General features: G+C 64.2%; 26 protein-coding genes. 9 read left to right on the plus strand and 17 right to left on the minus strand.

The window, feature by feature from the left end:
- The first annotated feature begins 32 nt into the window (after window positions 1-32).
- Entirely contained in the window at window positions 33-899 is an 867-nt protein-coding gene (locus tag B4400_RS10285) for an LLM class flavin-dependent oxidoreductase (RefSeq protein ID WP_078311508.1), read from the plus strand.
- 66 nt (window positions 900-965) lie between these two features.
- Here the strand turns inward: B4400_RS10285 and clpC1 are convergent, their stop codons facing one another.
- From clpC1 to B4400_RS10360, 15 genes are all read right to left on the minus strand, one after another.
- Window positions 966-3500 (minus strand): ATP-dependent protease ATP-binding subunit ClpC, encoded by a 2535-nt coding sequence (gene clpC1, locus B4400_RS10290; RefSeq protein WP_078311509.1) that lies wholly within the window; start codon window positions 3498-3500, stop codon window positions 966-968.
- 337 nt (window positions 3501-3837) lie between these two features.
- A complete protein-coding gene (lsr2, locus tag B4400_RS10295; protein ID WP_078292586.1) occupies window positions 3838-4182 on the minus strand; it encodes a histone-like nucleoid-structuring protein Lsr2 in 345 nt (114 codons plus the stop codon).
- A 162-nt stretch (window positions 4183-4344) separates the two neighbouring features.
- Window positions 4345-5847, minus strand: a complete 1503-nt coding sequence (lysS, locus tag B4400_RS10300; RefSeq protein ID WP_078311510.1) for a lysine--tRNA ligase — start codon at window positions 5845-5847, stop codon at window positions 4345-4347.
- A 65-nt stretch (window positions 5848-5912) separates the two neighbouring features.
- Window positions 5913-6728 carry a type III pantothenate kinase gene (locus B4400_RS10305; RefSeq protein ID WP_078311511.1) on the minus strand — a complete coding sequence of 272 codons (816 nt, stop codon included), beginning with the start codon at window positions 6726-6728 and terminating at the stop codon, window positions 5913-5915.
- 2 nt (window positions 6729-6730) lie between these two features.
- Window positions 6731-7153, minus strand: coding sequence for an aspartate 1-decarboxylase (panD, locus tag B4400_RS10310; protein ID WP_078311653.1), 423 nt, complete (start codon window positions 7151-7153; stop codon window positions 6731-6733).
- A gap of 12 nt (window positions 7154-7165) precedes the next feature.
- Window positions 7166-8119: a pantoate--beta-alanine ligase gene (gene panC / locus B4400_RS10315; RefSeq protein ID WP_078311512.1), complete on the minus strand. Its 954-nt coding sequence runs from the start codon at window positions 8117-8119 to the stop codon at window positions 7166-7168.
- A gap of 9 nt (window positions 8120-8128) precedes the next feature.
- Window positions 8129-9082 carry a Rossmann-like and DUF2520 domain-containing protein gene (locus B4400_RS10320; protein ID WP_078311513.1) on the minus strand — a complete coding sequence of 318 codons (954 nt, stop codon included), beginning with the start codon at window positions 9080-9082 and terminating at the stop codon, window positions 8129-8131.
- Window positions 9083-9236: 154 nt separating this feature from the next.
- Window positions 9237-10730, minus strand: a complete 1494-nt coding sequence (locus B4400_RS10325) for a DUF6779 domain-containing protein (protein WP_139361354.1) — start codon at window positions 10728-10730, stop codon at window positions 9237-9239.
- 70 nt (window positions 10731-10800) lie between these two features.
- Window positions 10801-11268, minus strand: a complete 468-nt coding sequence (locus B4400_RS10330; protein WP_078311514.1) for a DUF3180 domain-containing protein — start codon at window positions 11266-11268, stop codon at window positions 10801-10803.
- The gene (folK, locus tag B4400_RS10335) at window positions 11268-11804 is read right to left on the minus strand and encodes a 2-amino-4-hydroxy-6-hydroxymethyldihydropteridine diphosphokinase (protein WP_139361355.1); all 537 of its coding nucleotides are present in this window, start codon (window positions 11802-11804) and stop codon (window positions 11268-11270) included. Before folK ends, B4400_RS10330 begins: the two co-directional genes overlap by 1 nt.
- The gene (folB, locus tag B4400_RS10340) at window positions 11801-12187 is read right to left on the minus strand and encodes a dihydroneopterin aldolase (protein WP_078292579.1); all 387 of its coding nucleotides are present in this window, start codon (window positions 12185-12187) and stop codon (window positions 11801-11803) included. Before folB ends, folK begins: the two co-directional genes overlap by 4 nt.
- A complete protein-coding gene (gene folP, locus B4400_RS10345) occupies window positions 12184-13212 on the minus strand; it encodes a dihydropteroate synthase (RefSeq protein ID WP_078311515.1) in 1029 nt (342 codons plus the stop codon). Before folP ends, folB begins: the two co-directional genes overlap by 4 nt.
- Before the next feature lie 7 nt (window positions 13213-13219).
- Window positions 13220-13834, minus strand: coding sequence for a GTP cyclohydrolase I FolE (gene folE / locus B4400_RS10350; RefSeq protein WP_078311516.1), 615 nt, complete (start codon window positions 13832-13834; stop codon window positions 13220-13222).
- 1 nt (window position 13835) lies between these two features.
- The gene (gene ftsH / locus B4400_RS10355) at window positions 13836-16127 is read right to left on the minus strand and encodes an ATP-dependent zinc metalloprotease FtsH (RefSeq protein WP_078311517.1); all 2292 of its coding nucleotides are present in this window, start codon (window positions 16125-16127) and stop codon (window positions 13836-13838) included.
- Window positions 16128-16288: 161 nt separating this feature from the next.
- Window positions 16289-16714 (minus strand): hypothetical protein, encoded by a 426-nt coding sequence (locus B4400_RS10360; RefSeq protein WP_078311656.1) that lies wholly within the window; start codon window positions 16712-16714, stop codon window positions 16289-16291.
- Window positions 16715-16920: 206 nt separating this feature from the next.
- Between B4400_RS10360 and B4400_RS10365 the strand changes: the two genes are divergently transcribed.
- Window positions 16921-18489: a substrate-binding domain-containing protein gene (locus tag B4400_RS10365; protein ID WP_139361359.1), complete on the plus strand. Its 1569-nt coding sequence runs from the start codon at window positions 16921-16923 to the stop codon at window positions 18487-18489.
- Here B4400_RS10365 and B4400_RS10370 read toward each other — a convergent pair.
- Entirely contained in the window at window positions 18486-19148 is a 663-nt protein-coding gene (locus B4400_RS10370; protein ID WP_078311519.1) for a TetR/AcrR family transcriptional regulator, read from the minus strand. The genes B4400_RS10365 and B4400_RS10370 overlap by 4 nt on opposite strands.
- 62 nt (window positions 19149-19210) lie before the next feature.
- Between B4400_RS10370 and B4400_RS10375 the strand changes: the two genes are divergently transcribed.
- The 7 genes from B4400_RS10375 to B4400_RS10405 all read left to right on the plus strand — a co-directional run bounded on the left by B4400_RS10375 (window position 19211) and on the right by B4400_RS10405 (window position 24995).
- Entirely contained in the window at window positions 19211-20029 is an 819-nt protein-coding gene (locus B4400_RS10375; protein ID WP_078311520.1) for a Coq4 family protein, read from the plus strand.
- A gap of 239 nt (window positions 20030-20268) precedes the next feature.
- On the plus strand, window positions 20269-20412 hold the full coding sequence (locus B4400_RS24610; RefSeq protein WP_170914968.1) for a hypothetical protein: 144 nt from the start codon (window positions 20269-20271) through the stop codon (window positions 20410-20412).
- Window positions 20413-20422: 10 nt separating this feature from the next.
- A complete protein-coding gene (locus B4400_RS10385; protein ID WP_078311522.1) occupies window positions 20423-21388 on the plus strand; it encodes an alpha/beta fold hydrolase in 966 nt (321 codons plus the stop codon).
- Window positions 21385-22578, plus strand: a complete 1194-nt coding sequence (locus B4400_RS10390; protein WP_078311523.1) for an LLM class flavin-dependent oxidoreductase — start codon at window positions 21385-21387, stop codon at window positions 22576-22578. The genes B4400_RS10385 and B4400_RS10390 overlap by 4 nt, the downstream gene beginning before the upstream one ends.
- Window positions 22578-23609: a zinc-binding dehydrogenase gene (locus tag B4400_RS10395; protein ID WP_078311524.1), complete on the plus strand. Its 1032-nt coding sequence runs from the start codon at window positions 22578-22580 to the stop codon at window positions 23607-23609. Before B4400_RS10390 ends, B4400_RS10395 begins: the two co-directional genes overlap by 1 nt.
- Before the next feature lie 24 nt (window positions 23610-23633).
- Window positions 23634-24383: an SIMPL domain-containing protein gene (locus tag B4400_RS10400; protein ID WP_078311525.1), complete on the plus strand. Its 750-nt coding sequence runs from the start codon at window positions 23634-23636 to the stop codon at window positions 24381-24383.
- 3 nt (window positions 24384-24386) lie between these two features.
- Entirely contained in the window at window positions 24387-24995 is a 609-nt protein-coding gene (locus B4400_RS10405) for an SIMPL domain-containing protein (RefSeq protein ID WP_078311526.1), read from the plus strand.
- Between the two features lie 55 nt (window positions 24996-25050).
- Here the strand turns inward: B4400_RS10405 and hpt are convergent, their stop codons facing one another.
- Window positions 25051-25632, minus strand: a complete 582-nt coding sequence (gene hpt, locus B4400_RS10410; protein WP_078311527.1) for a hypoxanthine phosphoribosyltransferase — start codon at window positions 25630-25632, stop codon at window positions 25051-25053.
- Between the last annotated feature and the right edge of the window lie 69 nt (window positions 25633-25701).

The following is a 25701-nucleotide window of genomic DNA, read 5'->3' on the forward strand; positions in this document are numbered from 1 at the left end:
ACGCTGTCGGCTTCTGGAGTTAGGGTGGCGACATGAGCTCGCCCACCACCCTCGGCCTCATGGTGCCGCCATCACTTCCACCGGAACGGCTGCTCGAGATCGCGCGTGCGGCCGAAGCCGCCGGGCTCGACCACCTGTGGGTCTGCGAGGACTGCTTCGCCACCACATCGATCGCGTACGCCTCCCTGGCCCTTGCGTCCACCGAACGGATCAGTGTCGGAACTGGTTTCCTCTCGGCACCGGTACGCAATGTCGTGACGGCAGCAATGGACTACAGCATCCTGGCGCGCAATTTCCCCGGCAGGGTGCTGCCGGGGATCGGGCACGGCTGGCAGCCTCACATGGAACAAATTGGCGCCAAGGTCGGCTCGCCCCTGACGCTGCTCCAGGAGTACGCGACGGCACTGCGGGATCTGTTGGCGGGCAAGGAGGTCAGTGCCGCCGGGCGATATGTGCGGCTGAAAGAGGTCCGGCTGGACTGGCCGCCCGCGGAACCGCTGCCCATCATGATCGGCGCGAACGGGCCCCGCTCGCTACGACTGGCCGGCCGCCTGGGCGATGGCACCTTGCTGACCAGCATGGTTCCCGCCGACACCATCGCCGCGCACTGCGCTCTGATTGACCCCGGCCCCGATCACCGGATCTTCCTGAGCCGAACCATCAGTGTCGGGCCCGGCGCCGCCCAACTCATCGCGAACGACCCCGGCCACTACCCCGGGATCTCCTTCGACGCTTCGGCGAGCATCGGCGGAGATGCCGCCGAGGTCGCCGGGAAGCTCCACGCGCTACGAGACCTCGGCGTCACGGATTTCATCGCATCACCGACCGGAAACGAACCCGATCTCATCGGATACATCCACAGCCTGGGCCAGGAAGTGCGACCCCTGCTGCACGCCTGAGGTCCCAATACGCACAAAGCGCCGGGTGTGAGCTGTGAGGCTCGCACCCGGCGCTTTGTGGGTTGTCTACTCCGAGGCGGAGGCCGCCAGGTCGGCGGCCGGCTCCTCACCGGTGACCAGCGCGGGCTTCGGACGGCCGACGAACGTGAACTTCGCGTCCTCGCCGGCGCCTTCGCCGTCCCAGCCCTCGACATCGACCGTGATCAGCTCGCCGGCACCGATCTCGTTGAAGAGAATCTTCTCCGAGAGGGTGTCCTCGATCTCGCGCTGGATGGTCCGGCGCAGCGGCCGCGCACCCAGCACCGGGTCGAACCCGCGCTTGGCGAGCAGCGACTTGGCCTTGTCGGTGAGCTCCATCGCCATGTCCTTGACCTTGAGCTGCTTGCCCACCCGCCCGATCATCAGATCGACCATCTCGATGATCTGCTGCTGAGTCAGCTGCTCGAAGACGATGATGTCATCGATGCGGTTCAGGAACTCGGGCCGGAAATGCTTCTTGAGCTCGTCGTTGACCTTCTGCTTCATCCGCTCGTAGTTGGAGCCGCCGCCACCCTCGGAGAAGCCGAGGCCCACGGCCTTCGAGATATCCGAAGTGCCCAAGTTCGAGGTGAAGATCAGCACCGTGTTCTTGAAATCGACCGTGCGACCCTGACCGTCGGTGAGACGACCATCCTCGAGCACCTGCAACAGGGTGTTGTAGATCTCCTGGTGAGCCTTCTCGATCTCGTCGAACAACACAACGCTGAACGGCTTGCGACGCACCTTCTCGGTGAGCTGACCGCCCTCCTCGTATCCGACGTATCCCGGAGGAGCGCCGAAAAGCCTTGACGCGGTGAAGCGGTCGTGGAACTCGCCCATGTCGATCTGGATGAGCGCATCGTCGTCGCCGAACAGGAAGTTGGCCAGCGCCTTGGACAGCTCGGTCTTACCGACACCCGACGGTCCGGCAAAGATGAACGAACCCGAGGGACGCCGTGGGTCCTTCAGACCGGCACGGGTGCGGCGGATCGCCTTCGAGACTGCCTTGACAGCGTCCTCCTGGCCAATGATCCGCTTGTGCAGTTCCTCTTCCATGCGCAGCAGCCGAGTGGTCTCTTCCTCGGTCAGCTTGAACACGGGGATACCGGTCCAGTTGCCCAGCACCTCGGCGATCTGCTCATCGTCAACCTCAGCGACCACGTCCAGATCGCCTGAACGCCACTGCTTTTCACGATCCGCTCGCTGAGCGACCAACTGCTTCTCAGAATCGCGCAGGCGCGCCGCCTTCTCGAAGTCCTGAGCGTCGATGGCCGATTCCTTCTCCCGGCGGGCATCGGCGATCTTCTCGTCGAACTCGCGCAGGTCTGGCGGAGCGGTCATCCGGCGGATACGCATGCGGGCGCCCGCCTCATCAATCAGGTCGATCGCCTTGTCCGGCAAGAACCGGTCGTTGATGTACCGGTCGGCCAGGGTGGCCGCCGCAACCAGCGCGCCGTCGGTGATGGACACCCGGTGGTGCGCCTCGTAGCGGTCGCGCAGACCCTTGAGGATCTCGATGGTGTGCTCGACGGTCGGCTCACCCACCTGCACCGGCTGGAAACGACGCTCCAGGGCGGCGTCCTTCTCGATGTACTTGCGGTACTCGTCGAGAGTGGTCGCACCGATGGTCTGCAGCTCGCCACGGGCCAGCTTGGGCTTGAGGATCGAGGCCGCGTCGATAGCGCCCTCGGCCGCGCCCGCACCAACCAGTGTGTGCAGCTCGTCGATGAACAGGATGATGTCGCCGCGAGTGTTGATCTCCTTGAGCACCTTCTTGAGGCGTTCCTCGAAGTCACCGCGGTAGCGGCTGCCGGCCACCAGGGACCCGAGGTCCAGGGTGTACAGCTGCTTGTTCTTGAGGGTCTCGGGTACCTCGCCGTGCACGATGGCCTGCGCCAGGCCCTCGACGACGGCAGTCTTGCCGACACCGGGCTCACCGATCAGCACCGGGTTGTTCTTGGTGCGGCGGCTCAGCACCTGCATGACCCGCTCGATTTCCTTCTCGCGACCGATGACCGGGTCGAGCTTGCCTTCCATGGCAGCAGCGGTCAGGTTGCGCCCGAACTGGTCGAGGACCAGCGAGGTCGACGGGGTCCCGGCCTCACCACCACGGCCTCCGGTACCGGATTCGGCGGTCTCCTTGCCCTGGTAGCCGCTCAGCAGCTGAATGACCTGCTGGCGCACCCGCGTCAGTTCGGCGCCCAGCTTGACGAGCACCTGCGCCGCGACGCCTTCACCCTCACGGATGAGGCCCAGCAGGATGTGCTCGGTGCCGATGTAGTTGTGGCCGAGCTGCAGCGCCTCGCGCAGGCTCAGTTCCAGCACCTTCTTGGCGCGCGGAGTGAAGGGAATGTGCCCGGACGGTGCCTGCTGCCCCTGGCCGATGATCTCCTCGACCTGGCTGCGCACCCCTTCCAGGGAAATACCCAGCGACTCCAGCGACTTGGCGGCAACGCCCTCGCCTTCGTGAATCAGACCCAGCAGGATGTGCTCGGTGCCGATGTAGTTGTGATTGAGCATGCGGGCCTCTTCTTGGGCCAGCACAACCACCCGCCTTGCGCGGTCAGTGAATCTCTCGAACATCGGTCTCCCTCGCTTCCTCGTCCGGCCTTTGCGCAAGCGGTTCTTGGTGCCGCTCGGGGCTCCCCCCAAACGGCTCATCTCCGCTGGCACTAGGACCTAATCGCCACTCTAGTGGTCAGCCGTGGTCGGTGCGGTGCTCGCATACCAGGAGACGGCCCCTGAGGGTACTCAGAGGAACCCGCGGAACCCGGAGGAACCGTCCCCAAATATACGAATCACCGCACCCGGCGGTGCTTGTTAGGCAACCGAACAACGCCAGATGCGGTGAAAACGTTTCCGATTTTGCCCCGGCTTCGCCGTAAGCGAAATTCCCGGGGAGACGTGCCCGTCGGCAGTCTTAGTTGGCCGCGTTGAACGCGTCAATGACTTCGGCGGGAATACGGCCGCGTGAGGACACATTGTGCCCTTCCTTGCGTGCCCACTCCCGGATGGCTGCACTCTGCTCACGATCGATGCTCGCGCGCCCGCGACCCGTGCCCGAGCTCCCCCGCCCACGACGACGCCCGCTGACACGTCGAGCGTGCTCGACCCATGTAGAGAGCTGATTGCGCAGCTTCTCTGCATTCTTAGAAGAAAGGTCGATCTCATAAGTCACGCCGTCAATACCGAATTCAACGGTCTCATCGGCAGGCGCTTCGCCGTCGACGTCGTCGACAAGCGTGACCGTGACCTTCTTAGCCATTCCCTTTGTCCTTCCAAAAGCAGAACCCCCGTTGGTCCGCCTCAAACATGCCACGGATTGCCGCAAAGTTCAACATACGCGCAAGGCTGCGCGTGTTCCGCTCAAGGCAAGCGATTCACTACACTCATAGTTGAAAAGTGAGACAAAATTCGAACGCGTAGATCAAAGCGTCGGTCTGACAATCGGAAACAAGATCGTCTCGCGAATTCCCAGTCCGGTAAGCGCCATCAACAAGCGGTCGATACCCATCCCGGTTCCGGCCGCGGGTGGCATCGCATGTTCCATCGCGCCGAGGAAGTCTTCATCCAGGCTCATCGCCTCATCATCACCGGCAGCAGCCAATCGTGCCTGGTCAGCGAACCTTTCACGCTGGATCACCGGGTCAATCAACTCCGAGTATCCGGTCGCCAATTCAAAGCCGCGCACATACAAGTCCCACTTCTCGGTGACACCCGCGATGCTCCGGTGCTGACGAGTCAGTGGGGATGTCTCCACTGGGAAATCCCTAACAAACGTCGGTGCGTACATTTTGTCGCCGACCTGGTGTTCCCACAGTTCTTCGATGAGTTTTCCGTGACCGTAACCGCGGTCTGTGGGAATCTCTGCACCCACCTGATCAGCGATCTTCCATAGCGTGGCAATCGGTGTATCGGGGGTGATCTCCTCACCAAGAGCTTCCGACAACGACGGATACATCTCCAACGTCGTCCACTCGCCGTCCAAGTCGTAGCTCGATCCGTCGGGCAACGTCACCTGCCTGGTGCCCATTGCATCGTCCGCTACCTCCTGGATGAGCTCGCGGATCATTGTTGCGGCGGTGTCGTATGTGCCGTACGTCTCATATGTTTCCAACATCACGAATTCGGGAGAATGCGTCGAATCTGACCCTTCATTTCGGAAAACTCGGTTGAGCTCGAAAATCTTGTCGAAGCCGCCAACAAGAGCCCTTTTCAGGAAAAGTTCCGGCGCAATACGCAGATACAGGTCGATATCGAGTGCGTTGGAATGCGTAATGAACGGGCGAGCGGCAGCACCTCCGGCGAGGGTCTGCAAGATCGGCGTCTCCAACTCCAGGAATCCGCGACGGTGCAGAGCGTCACGAATAGCGCGCATCACCGCGACCCGCTGCCGCGCAATCTGGCGCGCCTCCGGCCGCACGATGAGATCCACGTATCGCTGGCGCACTCTGGTCTCTTCGGACATCTCCTTATGAGCAACGGGCAGCGGGCGCAGGGACTTGGAGGCCATCTGCCAGCCGTCCGCCAGGACACTCAGTTCGCCGCGCCGTGAGCTGATGACCTCGCCCTGCACGAACACGATGTCACCAAGGTCCACATCGGTCTTCCAGTCGGCGAGTGCCTGTTCGCCAACACCGCCGAGACTGATCATGACCTGCAATGACGTGCCGTCACCCTCCTGCAGCGTCGCGAAACACAGCTTGCCGGTATTGCGGGAGAAAATGACGCGACCCGAAACACCCACCTGGTCACCCGTGCTGGTATCTGTCTCCAGATCCACGTAAGCATCGCGAATCTGCTTGAGGCTGTGGGTCCGCGGCACCTCTACCGGATACGGCTGGATGCCCTCGGCGAGCAGCTTCTCGCGCTTGGCCTGCCGAATGCGAAATTGTTCCGGCAAGCTGGTCTGCGCGTCAGGATCAGTCACGTCTCGGCAGCTTAGCGGTAGTGCCTCGCGCCGGAAGTGCGCTGCCGATTCTTACGTATGGATCTCTATTTGGCCGCGCGGGCCTTGCCGCGCTGGTCAGCCCGGTTGCGCTCGTACACCAGCCGCAGGCCGTCGAGCGTGAGATGTTCCTCGTAGCGGTCGACGGTATGCGTCTCGGGGAGGATCAGCGGGGCGGTGTGACCCGTGGCCACCACCGTGGCGCCGGCGCCACTGAAGCCGTCGATATCGCGACGCACCCGCTCCACCAGCCCGTCCACCAGCCCCGCGAACCCGAAAACCGCTCCCGATTGCATGCACTCGACCGTGTTCTTGCCCACGACGGAACGCGGCCGGGTCAGCTCGACCCGCCGCAGGGCGGCGCTGCGGGCCGCCGCGGCATCGGAGGACACCTGCACACCCGGGGCAATGGCACCCCCCAGGAACTCGCCCTTGGCCGATACCACATCCACACAGATCGACGACCCGAAATCCACCACGATGCATGCCGACCCGAATCTGTGATGCGCGGCAAGACAATTCACAATTCGGTCGGCGCCGACCTCTTTCGGATTGTCGACAAGAAGCGGAAGGCCAGTGCGAACACCCGGCTCGATGAGGACCTGCGGAACGGCCGACCAGTACTGGTCGAACATGCCCCGCATTTCGTGCAGCACAGATGGCACGGTGGACAGTGCCGCAACCCCGGTCAACGTCTCACTGTCGTCGCCGATCAGTCCGTCGATGGTGAGTGCCAGCTCGTCGGCGGTGATCTCGGTTTCCGTACGAATTCGCCAGTGCTGAACAACCTTGGCGTGCTCGCCGGTACCCGCGACCAGACCGAGAACGGTGTGCGTGTTGCGTACGTCGATGGCCAGCAGCACGGCTACACCAAACCGCGTGGCGACACCAAGCCGAAGTTCTCGGGCACATACGCCGGATCGTCAGAGTGCTCGCCCAGTTCGACCTGTTTGTTGTCTGAGTCAACAAACACCACACGCGGAGCGAAGACGCGAGCTTCCGCATCGGTCATCACACCGTAGGCGATGATGATCACCAGATCTCCCGGGTGCACGAGATGCGCTGCGGCACCATTGATCCCGATGACCCCGCTGCCACGCGTACCAGTGATCGCGTAGGTCTCCAGCCGGGCGCCGTTGTTGATGTCCACGATGGTCACCTGCTCACCCTCCAGCAGGTCCGCGGCCTCCATCAGATCGGGATCGATGGTGACCGAGCCGACGTAGTGCAGATCCGCATGCGTCACGGTGGCGCGATGGATCTTTGATTTCATCATTGTCCGGAACATCATGTCCTCCAGTCAGTTTCGCCATGGTAACGCGTGATCGGGGTCGGCGGGTCCGGAGGAACCGATTCCGCCGCCCAATTCCAAGGGAACATTGTCTAAAAGCCGGGTTGAGCCCAGCCTGGCCGCCACCAGCATGCGGCCGGGTCCTTGCGCGGGAGCCGGGCCGAGATCGGCGCCGCGAATCTCCAGGTAGTCCACCTCGATGGCGGGTACCTCATCGAGCACCGCACGAGCCGCGTCCAGAGCCGATTCCGAACCGCCTGCGGCCGAATAGATTCCGGCAAGTAGCGCCGCCGACAGCGCGCCCGCCTGCTCGCGGTGCTCGTGGCTCAGGTAGACATTCCGTGAGGACATCGCCAATCCGTCCGCCTCACGGACAATCGGTATCGGGACGATGCGCGTCTTGAGGTTGAGATCGGCGACCATCTGCCTGATGAGCACCAGCTGCTGGTAATCCTTCTCACCGAAATACGTCTGGTCTGGAGCCACGATCTGCAGCAGCTTGAGAACCACCGTCAGCATTCCGGCAAAATGCGTTGGACGAGAGGCACCCTCGAGATCGGCGCCAAGCGGTCCGGGCTGGACGGTAGTGCGCTGACCGTTGGGATACATCGCCTCCGCATTGGGAGCGAAGACCAGCTCGACACCCTCACCGCGTAGTTTCTCGACGTCCGATTCCAGTGTGCGCGGGTAGGCATCGAGATCCTCGCCAGCACCAAACTGCAGGGGATTGACGAAGATCGACACAACGACCACAGCGCCGGGCACCTTCCGGGCGTGCCGGACCAGTGTCAGATGCCCCTCGTGTAACGCACCCATGGTCGGTACCAACATGATCCGGCGGCCGGTATGCCGCAATGCCTTCGACACGTCGTACATCGTGTCGGGATCGTGGTGAACAGTGAGTTCTCCACTGACATAGCCCTTCGGCCCCTTCGGCCCCTTCGGCCCGTACAAACTCGTCATCAAACAGCCCTATCTAGTCCGGGGTTCCAGTGCGGCGAAAACCGATTGGGGTGCGTGCGCACGCTGCGCGGTACGGCGAGCATCGGCGCGATACGCCTCGGCCAGCGCCGGATCAGTCTCGGCGAGTGCGTCGAGATGGCGCTCGACAGCGGCACCGTCGCCGCGCGCCACCGGGCCCGTCAGAGCGGCCTGCCCACGCTCCAGCGCGTTGGTAACGGCGGCGCGCACCAGAGGTGCCAGCATCCGTTCGGGCAGCCCGCCCGGACCATCACCAATTGTCTCCTGCCCCAACAGCTCCTGCCCCCAGAGTGCTGAACGCAACGCCTCAACCGCATCCAGAACCAGCGTCACCACATGGTTGCTGCCGTGCGCCAGAGCCGCGTGATAGAGAGTACGGGCGTCTTCGCGCACGCGCACCGGTTCGCCACCAATCTCCAGCACCAACGCCGTACCGATGGCATACCCGGTCTCATCGGCGGCAGTAATTCCGAAGCAAGAGTTGGTAAGTCGTTCAATATCTTCGTCACCGCTGGCGAAGGTCATGGCGGGATGGATGGCCAGCGGGATGCAACCGAGGGCAGTCAGCGGCTCCAGGATTCCAACGCCGTTGGCGCCCGAAGTGTGCACCACGATGGATCCGGGCCGTACCGAACCGGTGGCGGCAAGCCCCGAGACCAGCGGCGCCAGCTCGTGGTCCGGCACCGCGAGGATCAACAGTTCGGCGCGTGGAGCGACCTCTTGGGCGGGCAGAATCTGACTTTCCGGAAGGTACCGCTCAGCCCGCCGCCGCGAGGCGTCGGATACCGCGCTGCATGCGACGACAAAATGGCCCGCCGCCTCCAGCGCGACACCCACGGCCGTACCCACTCGGCCGGCGGAGATGATCCCGATCGCCAGACGCGCGGGCCGCAAGCCGTCGAATGGCCCATCGGCTTGGCTATCAGCATTGAAAGCCTCAGACATGGCGAACGAGACACCTCGCAGACTAGATACGTTCCAGTCCTGCCTGGCAGGTACCGGACGGTCATCAGCAGGCTAGTCCCACCGCAGCGCTATCGGCAGGGGCCTAGGCCGTTAGATTGCTCACTTTCACGCACGATGACCAAATCCGCTGAGGTCAATCCTCGCGGCGCCTCCGGCGGCCGCCACCGGACTCGGATGACTCGGAGGGATCGCTTTGGAGGCGCCCCAGCAGGTCGGCGACCGAGAAGCCGCCGGTTTCCTCGACACGGCGCCGGCCGCGGGTCTCGTCGGACTCCTCGGGTTCCGGAGCCCGGCGCCGGCCGCCCTTCTCCTCGGGTTCCGGCGCGCGGTGGCCGCCCGCACTCTCGGGATGGCTCGGCTGTTCAGGCGCCGGCGGAGGCGGAGGATAGGACGGCTCGGGTGCCCAATGCCCGCCACCAGCGGCCTCGGGCGCGGTCGGCGCCTGGTGTCGTGACGGAGTCCCCGAGTGACGCCCCACGGGTGGTTCCGCCTGGTACGGGGCAGGTGCCGGTGCAGGTTCCTGGGCGGCCCAATTGCTTCCGGAGGTTCCGGGAGGCAGCCATTGACCTTCGGCGGGTGCCGGAGCCCAGGCACTCGGAGGTGGCGGTGGCGGCGCGTTCCAGTCTGGAGCAGGCGCGTTCCACGCGGGCTGAGGGGCGGGCTGCTCCGGTGGGGCCATCGGCTGAGGCGCGGGATCCCAGTCCTCGCCGTCGGCCGCGGCATCCCAATCCTCTTGCCTGGCAGCCCAATACGGTGGCTGTACGGATTCCGCGGCGGCCGGGGCCGCTGGAACCACGGGTTCACGCTCCGGTATTGGGGGCTGGGCCACATGCGGTTCGGGCTGCGGACGCCAATGCGTCCCGGAGGACACCGGCTGCTGATACGGCTCCGGCTCGTGAGGTTGAGCGGACCCGTAGTACGGAGGTGCCGGATAGGGCGGGGTGGGAGGTGCCTCGTCCACGTCGACGTGATGCGGATCCTCGGCGACATCGATGATCGGGTATTCCGATGTCCGATTGTCTTCCTCGACCGCGGTGACGTCCTGATACTCGGCGGCGGGCGTGGGTTGCGGCTCGCGCACGGAAGGGGCGAACGCGGTTGCGGGTGCGCCCGCGTTCGGTGCGGGCACCGGCTCGGCACCAGGCCAGGGCCCCAGCGCCCGAATCGGATCGTGTTCGATCGCGGGCCGATCACTGAGCTCGGTGTTGAAAAGAATCTCCAGATTGGTGCGCAGCGCGGCGAGCTCGGCGCGCAGCGTTGCGATCTCGTCGGCGGCCTGCGCCTCGATCTCCCCCGCCAGCTGCTGACGCAATCTGCTCTCGACCGTCAATTCGTACTCGCGTCGCGCCGAAATCTCCCGGTCCAGCTGCAGGTCGTAGACGAGTTTCTGGTCACGCACCTTGGCCTGGTCGGTATCGCTCTGCCGGCGGTAGGTCAGCGCGGCGAAAGAAGCGATGACGGCAGCCCATAGCGCCAGCAACAAACCGACGCGCAAATAGATGGCCTTATCGGTGAAAACCAGGGCAATCCCGGACCCGATCGCCAGCACCAGCAACGCCGTCAGCAACGCCCACCCCGGGCGTCGGCTGCCACGCCGCGGCTTCGCCGCTCGGGTCGGAATGGTCATGGGGGTGACTGTACCCGGACAGTGCAGTGTGCTGGCCGACCTCGAATCGGCGATTCGACATGCGCGAGTGCTACCGGGCGGGAGTCGCGGGCGGCTCCGGCGGCGACTTACAGCAATGCTGAAGCCATAGCCCGGCGACCACGAGTGCCAGCGCACAACCGGTCGCGATCATCACACCGAGTGTGTCGGCCACCGCCGCGGCCAGCTGCGCTCGCCGCGGGAGGATGTAGACGAGCATCGCCAGCCACCATCCGGTCATCAGCGTGCCAAGCCACGCCGACGCCTTCGCGACCACCACCGAACGCGCCACCAGCAGCGCCGGTAAACGCCCCGTGCCGACCCCGATCTCGCCGTCGGTGACCTTGTTACGGATGTAGAACGCCCAGCCACCCTCCACGATCGCGAGAACCAGCAGCGAAACACCGGCAAGCAAAGGGATCGGCGGCAAGGACCCGTAGGACGCGGAGACAAAGAAGAAGCCGAGGATCGCGGTGAGAGCGCCCGCGATCAGCAGATCGCGGATCCGGGTGGGCCCCACTAGGTCACCGGACCGGTGAGGGTGTCGTCCACCCGTCGGACACCATCGCGTTCGGCCGGGGCCAGACCGGCGACCAGATCGGCTACTGAGCAGAGGCGTCCACCGACGGTCAGTACCGCCTCCGGGTCAAGGGCCAGCCACGGCACCAGCACAAAGGCACGCTGGTGCGCACGCGGATGCGGCAGCGTGAGTTCAGCGTCATCGGACAGGACCTCGGTGCTGGCCGCGTCGCCATCGATACCGCGCAGGCAGCTGATCACGTCGACGTCGAGAGTCCGCGGACCCCAACGTTCGCCGCGCACTCGCTGGGCGGCCTGCTCCAGCCGATGCACCACCGTGAGCCACTCACGCGGTTCGTGGCCCTGCACGATGACGATGGCGTTGAGAAAGTCCGACTGCGGAACCGGTCCCCACGGAGCGGTCTGGTACACCGGCGATATCCCCACCACGTCCACGCCCAGCGCGTCGACGACCGATTGCAGGTGCGTGAGCCTGTCACCAAGATTGGATCCGATGGACAGCACCGCGTGGGTCACTGCGAGGATCCCCCGTTCCTCGATCTCCGGGAACGACGGGCCACCACCGCGACATCGCTGAACGTCAACGGAATCGGTGCGTCGGGCTTGTGGACCACCGCCTCGACGGCATGGACCCTGGAATCGGTCATCACGTCATCGGCGATCGCGCCCGCGACCGATTCGATGAGGTTGCGTGGCGGGCCGGACACGATCGCAGCGGCACGCTGAGCCAGCTCTCCATAGTCGAGCGTGTCGGTCAGCTGATCCGTCGCTGCCGCGGTATCGAGGTCCAGCCAGACGGTGACATCCACCGAAAACTCCTGACCGTCACGGCGCTCATGCTCGAAAACTCCATGATAGCCAAAGACTTTCAGGCCCCGCAGCTCGATGCGGTCGGTCATTTCTTGCCACCCTTGGTTCCGCGCTGCGCAACCTCGCGCCGCCACCTGCCACCCGCGGTCTTACTGGGCTCGGGTCGCACGGTCCGCACCGTCACCTCCATGGTCGCCTCGTCCTGAGGAATATCGGAGACGGGCTCGGGCTGCTGGTCCTGCGGCTGCCCGTGGCTCTCTTCCTCCTCCTCTTCGATGCTCTCGGCACCACCGGTCTCCCAGGCGCGCACCACCTTCAGCGCATCCATGGACGCCGTGACGTCATGGACGCGCACACCCCACACCTCATGCAACGCCCCGAGCGCGGTGATCACCGCGGTTGCGGTTTCGCGCCCATCGGCCGGCCGTTCCACACCCTTGAGGTCGGTGAGCAACGCACCCAGGAATCTCTTCCTGGAGGCGCCGATGAGAATCGGGTAGCCCAGCTCCTGCAGGTCCGGAATCGATTGCAGCAGTAGCCAATTATGGTGTGCAGTCTTAGCGAAACCGAGACCTGGGTCAAGGATGATCTTGTCCTGCGAGACCCCGGCCTTAAGTGCGACCTCCACCGACTCCATGAGCTCACGCGAGACATCAGTGACCACGTCGCCGTAGTTCTTGGCGGCCGGTGTATGTATGAAATTCTTTGAACGCCAATGCATCAGAATCCAGGGCAGACCCAGATCCGCCATCAGCGGAGCCATCTCCGGGTCCGCCCGGCCGCCCGAGACGTCGTTGACCATGTTCGCACCCGCCTCCACCGCGGCGGCCGCGACCTCCGCGCGCATGGTGTCAACACTCACGTTGATCCCATGGCTGGCAAGCTCTTTGATCACCGGGATGACCCGTTGCATCTCGATTTTCTGCCTGATTGGCGTCGCGCCCGGTCGAGTCGACTGCCCACCGACATCGATGATGTCCGCACCGGCGGAGGCAAGAGCCAATCCGTGCGCCACCGCATCCGACTGCCTGATGAATTGCCCACCGTCAGAGAAGGAGTCGTCGGTTACATTAACGACTCCCAGGATGTGAGTCAGTGCGGGAGTATCCGTCACGTCCCGATCATGCCCTCATCATCAGGTCGAGAACCTCGGCCCGCGAGGCGGCGTCACGTTTGAACTGGCCTCGCACCGCGGAGGTGGTGGTCGTCGCCCCGGGCTTGCGCACGCCACGCATGGCCATACACAAGTGCTCGGCCTCGACCACAACGATCACGCCGCGCGGCTCGAGCTTGCGCACCAGCGCATCGGCGATCTGCGCCGTCAACCGCTCCTGCACCTGGGGCCGTTTTGCGTAAAGGTCAACCAGACGAGCGATTTTCGAGAGTCCAGTCACCCGGCCGTGCTGGCCGGGGATGTATCCGACGTGTGCAACGCCGTGAAAAGACACCAGATGATGTTCACAGGTCGAGTACATCGGTATCGATTTCACCAGCACCAACTCGTCGTGCTGTTCGTCGAAGGTGGTGTTCAGTACCGTGTCGGGATCGGTGTATAGACCTGCGAATATCTCCCGGTAGGCGCGTGCCACGCGGGCCGGGGTATCCACCAGCCCATTTCGGTCCGGGTCTTCACCAACGGCATAGAGCAGTTCACGGACTGCGGCCTCGGCACGTGCCTGGTCGAAGACGTGACCGGTCGGCTGGCCGTTGTACTCGGCCGTCTCGGGCGAGTTCATGTCAGCTCTTGCTCTCGCTGCCCTCATCCGGGGCCGGTGCCGACTGCTGATGTGGAGCGGGCACCGGATACGGGTAGGGCTGCTGGACATGCGGCGGGTACTGGGCGTGGCCCTGCGGCGGGTATCCCGGCGGGGGGTAGGGGGCCTGTCCCTGCGGAGGCCAGCCTGGCGCGTACCAGCCGGCAGGGGCACCGTAGTTGGCACCGGGAGCCTGACCAGGGTGGGTTCCCGCCGGAACAGGTTGGCCACCTTGACCATTCGGCACAGGACCGCTCGGCACCGCCGGTGCCCCGTTTGCGGGCGCGGCCGCCGCTGCCTGCTCGGCGATGGCCTTCTTGAACGCGGGCTCCGGGACCGGGGGCGGCCAGGGTTCGCCACGTTCGATGGCAAGCTCGCCCGGGGTCTTGATGGGTGGCTTGTCGGACGGAATCCGGCCCCCGAAGTCGTCGAACATCTTCAGTCGTGGACGCCGCTGGACATCCTTGAAGATCTCCTCGAGTTCCTTACGGACCACGGTCTCCTTCTCAAGCAGCTCACCGGCCAAGGTATCCAGCACATCTCGGTACTCGGTGAGGATGGCCCACGCCTCGGTGTGCGCGGCCTCGATGAGATTGCGCACCTCCTCATCGATTTCGCGCGCAACCTCGTGCGAGTAGTCGGGCTGGGTGCCCATGGTGCGCCCCAGGAACGGATCGCCATGTTCGGTGCCGTATCGCACGGCACCGAGCTTGGCGCTCATACCGAACTCGGTGACCATGGCGCGGGCCTTCTTGGTCGCCTGCTCGATATCGGACACCGCGCCGGTGGTCGGCTCACGGAACACGAGTTCCTCGGCGGCGCGGCCACCCATGGCGAACACCAGCTGCGCGATCATCTCGGACCTGGTGGCCAGGCCCTTGTCGTCCTCGGGTACCGCGATGGCGTGACCGCCGGTGCGACCGCGCGCCAGGATGGTCACCTTGTACACCCGCTCGATATCGGGCATCGCCCAGGCGGCCAGGGTATGTCCGGCCTCGTGATAAGCGGTGATCTTCTTTTCGTGCTCACTGATGATGCGGCCCTTGCGGCGCGGACCGCCGACAACCCGGTCTACCGATTCCTCCAGCGCGGCGGCCGTGATGACGGTGCCGTTCTCACGCGCAGTGAGCAACGCGGCCTCGTTGATGACGTTGGCGAGATCGGCACCGGACATGCCCACGGTGCGCTTGGCCAGACCGTCGAAATCGACATCGGGACCGAACGGCTTGCCCGCCGAGTGGACCTTGAGCACGGCCTTGCGGCCGGCCAGGTCGGGGCTCGACACCGGGATCTGCCGGTCGAAACGACCGGGGCGCAGCAGCGCCGGATCGAGAATGTCGGGACGGTTGGTGGCTGCGATGAGGATGACACCCTGCCGGTCACCGAAGCCATCCATCTCAACCAGCAGCTGGTTGAGGGTCTGCTCGCGCTCGTCGTGCCCACCACCCAGACCGGCGCCGCGCTGACGTCCGACGGCGTCGATCTCGTCGACGAAGATGATGCAGGGACTGTTCTGCTTGGCCTGTTCGAAGAGGTCGCGCACACGTGAAGCGCCAACGCCCACAAACATTTCCACGAAATCCGAACCGGAGATGGTGAAGAACGGCACACCGGCCTCACCGGCGACCGCGCGAGCTAGCAGCGTCTTACCGGTGCCGGGCGGACCGTAGAGCAGCACGCCGCGCGGGATTTTGGCGCCGAGCGCCTGATAGCGCGACGGGTTCTGTAGGAAATCCTTGATCTCGTAAAGCTCTTCGACGGCCTCATCGACCCCGGCCACGTCGGCAAAGGTGGTTTTCGGCATGTCCTTGGACAGCTGCTTGGCACGTGATTTGCCGAAACCAAAGCCCATGCCACGACCGCCGGACTGCATGCGGCTGAACGCGAAGAACAGCACCACGAGCAGGATCACCGGCAGCAGGTACAGCAGCAGCGATCCGAGGATGCTGCCCTGGTTCACCGTCGTACCGACCGTCGCACCCTTGCCGTTCAGCTTTTCCAGCAGCGGCACTCCGTACCCCGTCGGGTACTTGGTAATGACCTTGTCCTTGCCTTCGGTATCGCCGTTTCCGGACTTGAGGTCCAGCCGCAGCTGCTGCTCGCGGTCGTCGATGCGGGCGCTCTTGACGTTGTCGGTGTCAATCTGCTTGATCGCGACCGTGGTGTCGACGGGTTTGTAGCCGCGGGTGTCGTCGCCGAAGTAGAAGAACGACCACCCCAGCAGCAGCACCACCACGATGACGCCCAGGGTGCGAAACACGTTTGTCCGGTTCATACAGCGTCGGCCGCGGTCAGCGGCCCGGTCCTTCCGTCGTCATGGGGCAGGCCATAGGCATACATAATGAACTCTCAGGCTACCTCACCTGCATGTTCGCATCTGTGGCGCGCACTACGCCCACGGAGAAAACGGAGGTAGTGCCCGGGCCTGTCGCGGGGCTAGGTGTTGAAGAGGCTGATGTGCAGGTATACCTCGTCAGGTGACCTGATGTCTTGGACGATGTCGCGATACACCCAGGGCTTTTCCACGTGGTCTTGAGCCTCCTTGACGTTCGTTGCGGTGGATAACGGAGGACCCGCGATGACCGTCATCGAGGACGGGTTGTTCACGGGGCGAAAAGGCGCGGTGAACGTCGACTTCCGCAGAATCGTCGCCACATCCCGCTCGCTGACACGCAACGCGACGCGGTAGCGGGTGTCGATACCGTGATCCATCCGAACCTTGAGCACCTGCAATCCAGCAGGGATGTCGATCCGGCCAAAGGCTTCTGCCTCCTCGACGGGCACCTCGACGTCCGTCGGACCGAAATCAAGGGAACACCCAGCTAATAGTGCGCATACCGCCAGACCCACCCAAGCCCGCATGACTCCCCTTTGATGACCGCCAACTGCCTGCTCAGCCCTCCAGACAGTGATCTTGTTCACGGTACTATCGCCCGAGCCTCACGAGCGCGGGCACCGAGTCTGCGTGCCGCCGAGAACGAAGAGGTCCGGTCATGCCTGGTCGCCACAGTGAACGCAATCGCAGAAGACAGCGTTCGGGTGGTTCGAAACTGTCCAAGTGGATTGCGCTGACGGCAATCGCCCTCCTGCTCGGAGGGGTCGGGGTGTTCGCCTTCACGAAGCTGTCCGGCCGATGCGGAGATGTCGATACCTTCACCGTCGCCGCCGACCCGGCCATCGCTCCGGTCATATCAGAGGTGGCTGACGGCGCGAGCGCCAAGGAACTGCGCTGCACAAGAATCACCGTGGACGCGAAGGCCTCCGCGGCGACGGCGGCGGCAATCGGCAAGCCCGGTGGCGCGCCCGCACTGTGGCTCCCCGATTCCTCTATCTGGCTGGTGAAGCAGATGCGCACCACCGGGTCTCCTCTGGATTCGGCAAGCCAGTCCCTGGCCAGGACTCCCGTGGTGGTGGTCGCCAAACAGGGCGAGGCGCCGACGTTTGATTCATGGCTGAGCGTTCTGAAACAGCCCGGGCTGCGGATCGGGAATCCGCTGGAGGACACCGTGGCCGCGGGACCGGTGCTGGGAGCACTTGCTGAGGCCGAGCAGGGCAAGAGCGATGCCAACGCCATCACCGCGGCGCTCGTTCCGATCGCGCAGGCGCAGCTGACGAACACTCGGCAGAGCAGCGCCGAGGAACGTCTCGGCGAGGTGGCAAAGACCGGCGGACTGGCGATTTCGACCGAACAACAGCTCCTGGACTACAACGACAAGCACCCGGGCGCATTGCTCACCGCCGTTGTCCCAACAACCGGCACACTGGCCCTGAACTATCCGATAGCGGTCACCGAATCCGCCAACGATCGGCATGCCAAGGCCAAACAGGCCGGAGAGGCACTCGCCGAGCGCCTCTCCGGCAGCGGTGGCGCGGATGCGTTGACGAACGCCGGATTCCGGGGGCCGGACTTCGCCCCGCTAGACAGGAAGGGCGTGGGCGCGGTGGAGACGCTCACCGTGAATGACCTGACCGCATTCGACACAGCGATGCGCCGATATGCGGTGCTGGCCTTGCCTTCCCGCATGCTCGCCGTACTCGACGTCTCAGGGTCAATGCGGGCCCCCGCGGGGCCGGTGTCACGCGTGGCGTTGCTGAGTCAGGCGATCGACAACGGGCTGCCCCTCTTCCCGGAGAACGCTCAGATCGGCTTGTGGGTCTTCTCTATCGACAAGGGCGGACCTAGCCAGGACTGGAGAGAGCTGCAGCCCCTTCGCACCCTCAGCGAGAAGGTGGGCGACAAGACCCAACGCCAGCTCCTCCTCGACGACGGCCGCGGTCTGGACTCCCTCGTCGGCGGTGGAACCGGTTTGTACGACACCACTCTCGCCGCGTTCCACAAGGTCCAGTCCACGTACGACCCGCACTTCATCAACAGCGTGGTGATCATTACCGACGGCGCGAACGAGGACCCGAACGGCATCTCCCTAGATCGGCTGCTTGCCACCTTGAAAAAGGAACAAGACCCGGCACGCCCCGTCGTGCTCATCACCCTCGGCATCACCGAGGATGCGGATGCTGATGTCCTCAAACAGATTTCGGAAGCCACCCCAGGCGGGGCCAGCAGGGTCGCGCGGAGCGCCGATGAGATCCCCAACATCGTGACCGATCTCATCAGAGCTCGCACAACCGCACGTTAAACGAAGACGTCCTCCGGCTCCGGCGGGTTTGCGAGCAGTGTGGGCAGCACAAAAACTCGGACATAGCGCCGAACCTGCTCGGGGTTGTCGGTTCCCGGGATAAGCCCGAGCAGCAGGGACAACGCGACGGACAGCACGTACCGTGCCGCATCCTCGGGCCGTACACCCGCGCGCACCTCCGCCATCCGGGTACTGAAGGCACCCGCATACAGGGATGTCAGCAGGTCAATGAGATGGGGGGCGTTGACAATTAACGATGCGACGGTCCCGTGGTCATCGCGGTCGGCAAGCACCCGCAGTAACGGATTGGCGCCGACCTCCACCGACACGATCACCATCGACTCGGGGATGATTTCGGCGAGGTCCTTCAGCACGATGAGGCGGCCGATCATCTTGGCGATCTCGCTCATCGTCGCGCGGACCACCAGGGCATCCATCAGGTCGTCCCGGTTCCGAAAATGCCGGTACACCACCGCGCGGCTGTATCCGGCCTCCCGTGCGATGGCCTCCATGGTGGATGCGCCATACCCACGCTCGACAAACAGCCGCTCCGCGGCATCAAGAAGCTGGGCCTGTGCCTGCTCTGCGGTATTTCCGCCTCCAGGTGGTCTACCGCGGCCGCGGGGAGCCTTACTCTCGCCCTCACTTTTGCGAGCCATCCCCTAGCCGCCTCCTCAAACAATATATTGACACTTCACTAGATCTGCCTATTATTGGCTGCATGCCGAACAACCTGGTCAAATACTCTAATCCCGGCGGTGTCGTACCAGACCGCGCGACATGGACCCCCTGGCTGAAGGCTTGGCGCATGCTGATCGACGCCAAGTACCACGGCGACATCTACGAGGCGTTCCTCGGGATGGAAGCACCCGTCTTCGCACGTGCTTACTATCAGGTGCGTGCCCATCCGAATGGCCGAAAGCTGTTCAAGCACAAACCCGACCTGCTCGCCGTGCTGAACGACGTGGAGTATCTGAACTCGCTGCCATTCGGCAGCCTGGGGCACGCGTACCTGTCGTTCCTGAACACCAACAAGCTCGACGCGGGTGTCTTTGGTGAATCCACGATCATCAGACCGATCGCCGAGAAGAACAACTGGGACGAGGACTTTTACTACATGATCATGAGGGGCACCGCCCTCCACGACATGTTCCACACCATCGGCGGCTACGGTCCCGACATCGCTGGCGAAATGGCCAACATCGGATTCCATTGCGGGCAAATGGAACCCGCGGGCCCATTGGAGAAGCTCGGCATGCTCGGCGCACTCACCCTGCCGGGCGCATCGGCGCCGTTCAAACTCCGTTACTACCGCCAGGCGGTGGAGCGCGGCCGTCGTGCCGACCTGTTGATGGCCGCTCCCTGGGAGGAGCTGCTCGAATTGCCTTATCGCGAGGCCCAGTCGATCCTCGGTGTGAGTCCAGTCGAGGTAGCCCATCCGCAGGGTAGGTGGACCACCGAATGGACGCCGCCATCCATCACGGCGCCGACCCCATGGAACTACGAGCGGATCCTCACCGCGGGACCCGTCGCTGCCTGAAAAGCCACCACTTCACCATGATTCGCCCCCAACAGAGCAGTGACTTCCGTGGTCGATACTCCGTGATCGAGTAGCTCTCAAGCCTCTTCCAGCACCGGATGATTTTCACCTGCGGATCGCACTCTGGGGAACCCCCAGCCATCACCAACGCGGTCCGAAAGCAACTCACATCGCGTGACAAAATCACTGAAATGTCTACTATTTGAACGCCCGCGAACGCGCCATGGCCGAGCGGGGCGGTGAACGCCATCGATCCCGATGTGACCGACAATCGGCATCCCTGGTCGGCGATTGCGCGTTGTGGTTTAGTGGCAATCACGACGCTGATGAGCCTCTCCGGCGAAGAAGCGACAACAACGCTGTTGGCCGCCCTCAGAAGGTGAGAATGCGCTCATGACCGATGCCGCTGTGGATATCCGGGAACGTGACATCGCCACGAACGGCGTGCACCTGCGCATCGTCGAGGCGGGTGATCCTGGCCAGCCGGTAGTCGTTCTGGCCCATGGCTTCCCCGAGTTGGCATATTCTTGGCGCCACCAGATTCCGGCCCTCGCCGCCGCCGGATATCACGTCATCGCACCCGATCAGCGGGGTTACGGCAGATCGAGTACGCCCGCGCATATTGACGACTACAACATCGAAGCGCTATCCGATGACCTGCTCGGCATTCTCGACGAGGTGGGTGCGGGCAAGGCGACCTTCGTCGGGCACGATTGGGGCGCCGTCGTCACGTGGCATACCGCGCTCGCCGTCCCCGAGCGCGTCGAGGGCGTTGTCGGTCTTTCGGTGCCCTTCACCCGGCGCAGTCAGGCGGCTCCCACGCAAGCATGGAAAAAACTGTTCGGCGACAACTTCTTCTACATTCTGTACTTCCAGGAGCCAGGGGTCGCCGATGCCGACCTCAATCGCGACCCCTCGGCCACCATGCGGCGCATGATGGCCGGAATGGCCCATATCGACGGTGAGACGATGATCGCACCGGGACCGGCCGGATTCATCGAGCGCATGGCCGATCCCGGCGAGCTTCCCGAATGGCTGAGTCAGGCCGAATTAGACCACTACATCGCAGAATTCACCCGCACCGGTTTCACCGGCGGACTGAACTGGTATCGGAACTTCGACCGCAACTGGGCGCTTACCGAGCGGCTTGCCGGAGCGAATGTAGTTGTGCCGTCGCTATTCGTCGCAGGTACCGCCGACCCGGTTCTCGGCTTCACGGATCATGCGGGCAGTGTGCAATACCGTACCGACAATCGGGGTGACATCCTGATCGAAGGTGCCGGGCACTGGATTCAGCAGGAGCGGCCGGACGAGGTCAATGCCGCATTGCTCGGATTCCTGCACGAGGTTGCGCGATGAGCGCCCCACTGCGATTCGGCGCCTTCATCACGCCGTTTCACCCCGTCGGCCAAAATCCGACCACCGCACTGGAGTACGACCTAGACCGAGTGGTAGCCCTGGACCGCCTGGGGTATGACGAGGCATGGTTCGGTGAGCATCACTCCGGCGGCTACGAACTGATCTCCTGTCCCGAGGTCTTCATCGCCACCGCGGCCGAACGCACCAAGCACATCAGACTGGGCACGGGGGTGGTCTCGCTGCCCTATCACCATCCGTTGATGGTGGTGGATCGCTGGATTCTGTTGGACCACATCACTCGAGGCCGCGTCATCTTCGGCACCGGACCGGGCGCGCTGCCCACCGACGCGTACATGATGGGCATCGACCCCGTGGATCAGCGTCAGATGCAGGAGGAGTCGCTGGAAGCGATCATGGCACTGCTGCGCGCGGCGCCGGAGGAACGCATAAGCCGCGAAACGTCCTGGTTCACCCTTCGGGACGCGCAGCTGCAGCTGCGGCCCTATACCCACCCCTATCCGGAAATCCTTACCGCAGCAATGTTTTCCCCGTCAGGACCCCGGCTGGCCGGGAAACTCGGCGCGGGCCTGCTGTCGTTGTCGGCGTCTATCCCGGGCGGATTCGCGGCACTGGAAAATGCCTGGGAGGTGGTACGCGAGCAGGCGGCCGCCCACGGCCATCCCGAACCGGATCGGTCGACGTGGCGAGTGCTCGGCATCATGCACCTGGCCGAGACCCGCGAGCAGGCCATCGAGGATTGCACATATGGCTTGCCGGATTACGCACACTACTTCGGCGCGGTTGGAGTGCTACCGCTCGCGAATGACGTTGACGGTGCGCATCAGGACCCGCGTGATTTCGTCAAGGCTTATGTGGACGAGGGCAATTGCTGCATCGGGACGCCTGACGATGCCATCGACTACATCCAGGATCTGCTCGACACATCGGGTGGATTCGGCACCTTCTTGATGCTCGGCCATGACTGGGCCTCGCCGGAAGCAACATTCAAATCCTATGAGCTGTTCGCCCGCAAGGTAATTCCGCATTTCACCGGCCAACTCACCGCCGCCAAGGTCTCGCACGATTGGGCGCAGGCCAAGCGTGGCGAGCTGCTGGGCCGTGCCGGCGAGGCCGTCGCCAAGGCCATCGGCGAACATCAGAACGACCGAGCGCAGAAGGCCTCGAACTGATGCGAGCAGCGGTGTTGCGTAACGGCGCGATGGTCTACCGGGACGATGTGGCCGACCCGGTGCCCGGCGAGGGCCAGGTGCTCGTCAAGGTCTCCGCATGTGGAATCTGCGGATCCGATCTGCATTTCGCAAAACACGGGGCCCAGGCCATCGAACTGTCACAACAGATGGCGGGCATGCCCAGTCTGACCGACGGCGTCGACCTTGGCGCCGATGTCTTCATGGGGCACGAGTTCGCCGCGGAAGTGATCGAAGCGGGACCGGGGACGCAGGCTCCCGCACCCGGAACCGCAGTCACTTCGATTCCGATTCTGCTATCCGCCAAGGGAATCGAACCCATCGTCTACAGCAACAGCACACTCGGGGGCTACGCCGAGCAGATGCTGCTGAGCGCACCGCTGCTGCTGCCCATCCCCAACGGCCTCGACCCCCGGCACGCGGCGTTGACCGAACCGATGGCGGTCGGTCTGCACGCCGTCAACAAATCAGGCATCCGGCCGGGCACCGGAGCAATCGTCATCGGGTGCGGTCCCGTCGGCATAGCGGTGATAGCCGCCCTGGACAACCTGGGCATCGAGCCGATCGTAGCCGCTGACTTCTCCCCGGCCCGGCGCGATCTGGCCCGGCTCATGGGGGCACACGAGGTCGTCGACCCCAGCACCGAACCTACCTTCGAGGCCTGGTCCCGGGTCGGCAAGGGCGCTCCGGTGATCTTCGAGGCCGTCGGGGTGCCGGGCATCCTCAACGACGTGCTGCGGGACGCGCCGCACAGCTCCCGGGTGGTGGTGGTCGGCGTCTGTATGGAGCCCGATGCCATCACGCCGTACTTCGGGATCGCCAAGGAAGTTGCGCTCCAATTCGTCCTCGCCTATGACGCTGCGGAGTTCTCCGAAACGTTGCGGCGAATCGCACACGGCGAGATCGATGTTGCACATCTCGTCACGGGTGAGGTAGGTCTGGAAGATGTCGGTTCGGCATTTGCCGATCTCGGTAATCCGGGGCACCACTGCAAGATCTTGGTGGTGCCGTAAAGGTCGGGGAGGACAGGAAGTGACATGCGGGTACTAAGTCGGAAAGCACTGACCCGGACAACCGCCGTGGCAGGCGCCGCGGCGATGGCCGTTCTCCTCGCCGGCTGCGGTGACGATTCCACCGGCAGCCCAGAGTCGACTCGTAACGTCACGGTCATTGGGAAGGGCGAGGTCAAGGGCGCACCCGACGTCTTGCGCGCTGACGTAGGCGTATCGGTGACCGCCAGGGACGTATCCGGCGCACTGTCTCAGGCCAGTGAGAAGGCCCAGGCCGTCATCGACGCCGTGGTCCGGGCCGGAGTGGCCCGGGAGGACGTACAGACCAACGAGCTGTCCATCCAGCCCGAACAGACTTACCCGCAGGGCGGTCCCGCGCGTATTACCGGATACAACGCCACCAACTCCGTGCGCATCAACGTCCGCGATCTCAAGAAGGCTTCCGACGTGCTGGACAAGGCCGTGCAGGCCGGTGGCGACGCGGCACGGCTCTCCGGGGTCAGCTTCGATCTCGACAACGATGCCGACCTGGTGAAGGGTGCGCGGGAGCGCGCCTTCAACGATGCCAAGGCCCGTGCCGAGCAGTACGCCGGCCTGTCCGGCTCCACGCTGGGCAAGGTGCTGCGGATCGATGAGTCCCACGGCTCGGTGCCTCCCCCCGCACCGATGATGGGCAAGCGGGCCCCCATGCAGGCGGACGCCTCATTCGCGCCACCGCTGGAACCCGGACAGCAGACGGTGACATTCGAGGTAAGCGTCATCTGGGAGCTGAACTAGGCCATGGGTGACATCACGGTGGTCGGCCATGGAGAGGCCAGCGGGAGTCCCGACGTGTTCATGGCCACCGTCGGCGTTTCAGTACGTTCACGCCGCATCGCCGGGGTGATGGCCGAGGTGAAGGCCAAGGCTCGCGCGGTGATCGATGCGGTACTCGACTCTGGGGTGGCGGCCGAAGACGTCCGGACTGCCTGGATGTCGGTGCACCCGCAGTTCGACGGCAACCGGATCACCGGGTACGCCGCCGACAACTCGGTACGGATCACCGTCCGCGAACTGTCGAAGGTGTCCGACGTTCTGGACAAGGCGGTCACCGCGGGAGGTGAAGCCGCACAGCTCTCCGGGGTCAGTTTCGATCTGCAGGACAGCAGCGATCTGTCCACGCAGGCGCGTGAGCGCGCGTTCGCCGACGCCAAGGCCCGAGCTGAGCAGTACGCCACCCTCTCCGGCGGCACTCTCGGAAAGGTCCTGCGTATCGACGAGACCGGCGGCCACTCCAACCCCTCCCCGCGTGCCGAGTTCGCAATGTTGCGGGCGGCGAGTGGGCCACCGGTGGAGGCCGGTCAGCAGACCGTCAGCACCCAGATCACCGTGACGTGGGAGCTGGGATGAGCGCGCACGAAGACCGTCAGACGATGAGCGCCCACGCGGAGACCGTCAAAGCCGGTTAATCGGTGTAGACCCTCGGGTGCAGCGTTCCGATGAAGGGCAGGTCGCGATAGCGCTCGCCGTAGTCCAGCCCGTAACCGACCACGAACTCGTTGGGGATCTCGAAGCCGACGAGGGCCACGTCGACGTCGACCTTCTTGGCCTCGGGCTTACGCAGTAGCGAGACCACGTTCAGCGAGCGCGGCCCACGTGAGGCGAGGTTGCGCATGAGCCAGCTCAGGGTGAGTCCCGAATCGATGATGTCCTCAACGATCAGGACGTCCAGGTCCTGGATGTCCCGGTCCAGGTCTTTCAGAATGCGCACCACGCCGGAGGACGACGTTGCCGAGCCGTAGGAGCTAACGGCCATGAACTCCATCTGGGTCGGGATCGGAATAGCCCGGGCCAAATCCGACACGAACATGACGGCGCCCTTGAGCACGGTCACCAGCAGCAGGTCACCCTCGATGTCGCGATACTTCTCGCCGATAGCTGCGCCAAGCTCCTGAGTCTTGGCGCGAATCTGCTCCTCAGTGAGGAGCACCGACTTCACGTCGCCGCAATATTGCTCGCCACATGCCTGATCCTGTTCGCAGGTCACGACCGACAGCGTGCCATGGAGGGCGTTAGCTCTCCAAGCCGGAGACATTGGCTAGTGACTTTGTTTACG

The sequence above is a fragment of the Mycobacterium sp. D16Q13 genome, from assembly GCF_002013375.1.
Lineage (GTDB): Bacteria > Actinomycetota > Actinomycetes > Mycobacteriales > Mycobacteriaceae > Mycobacterium.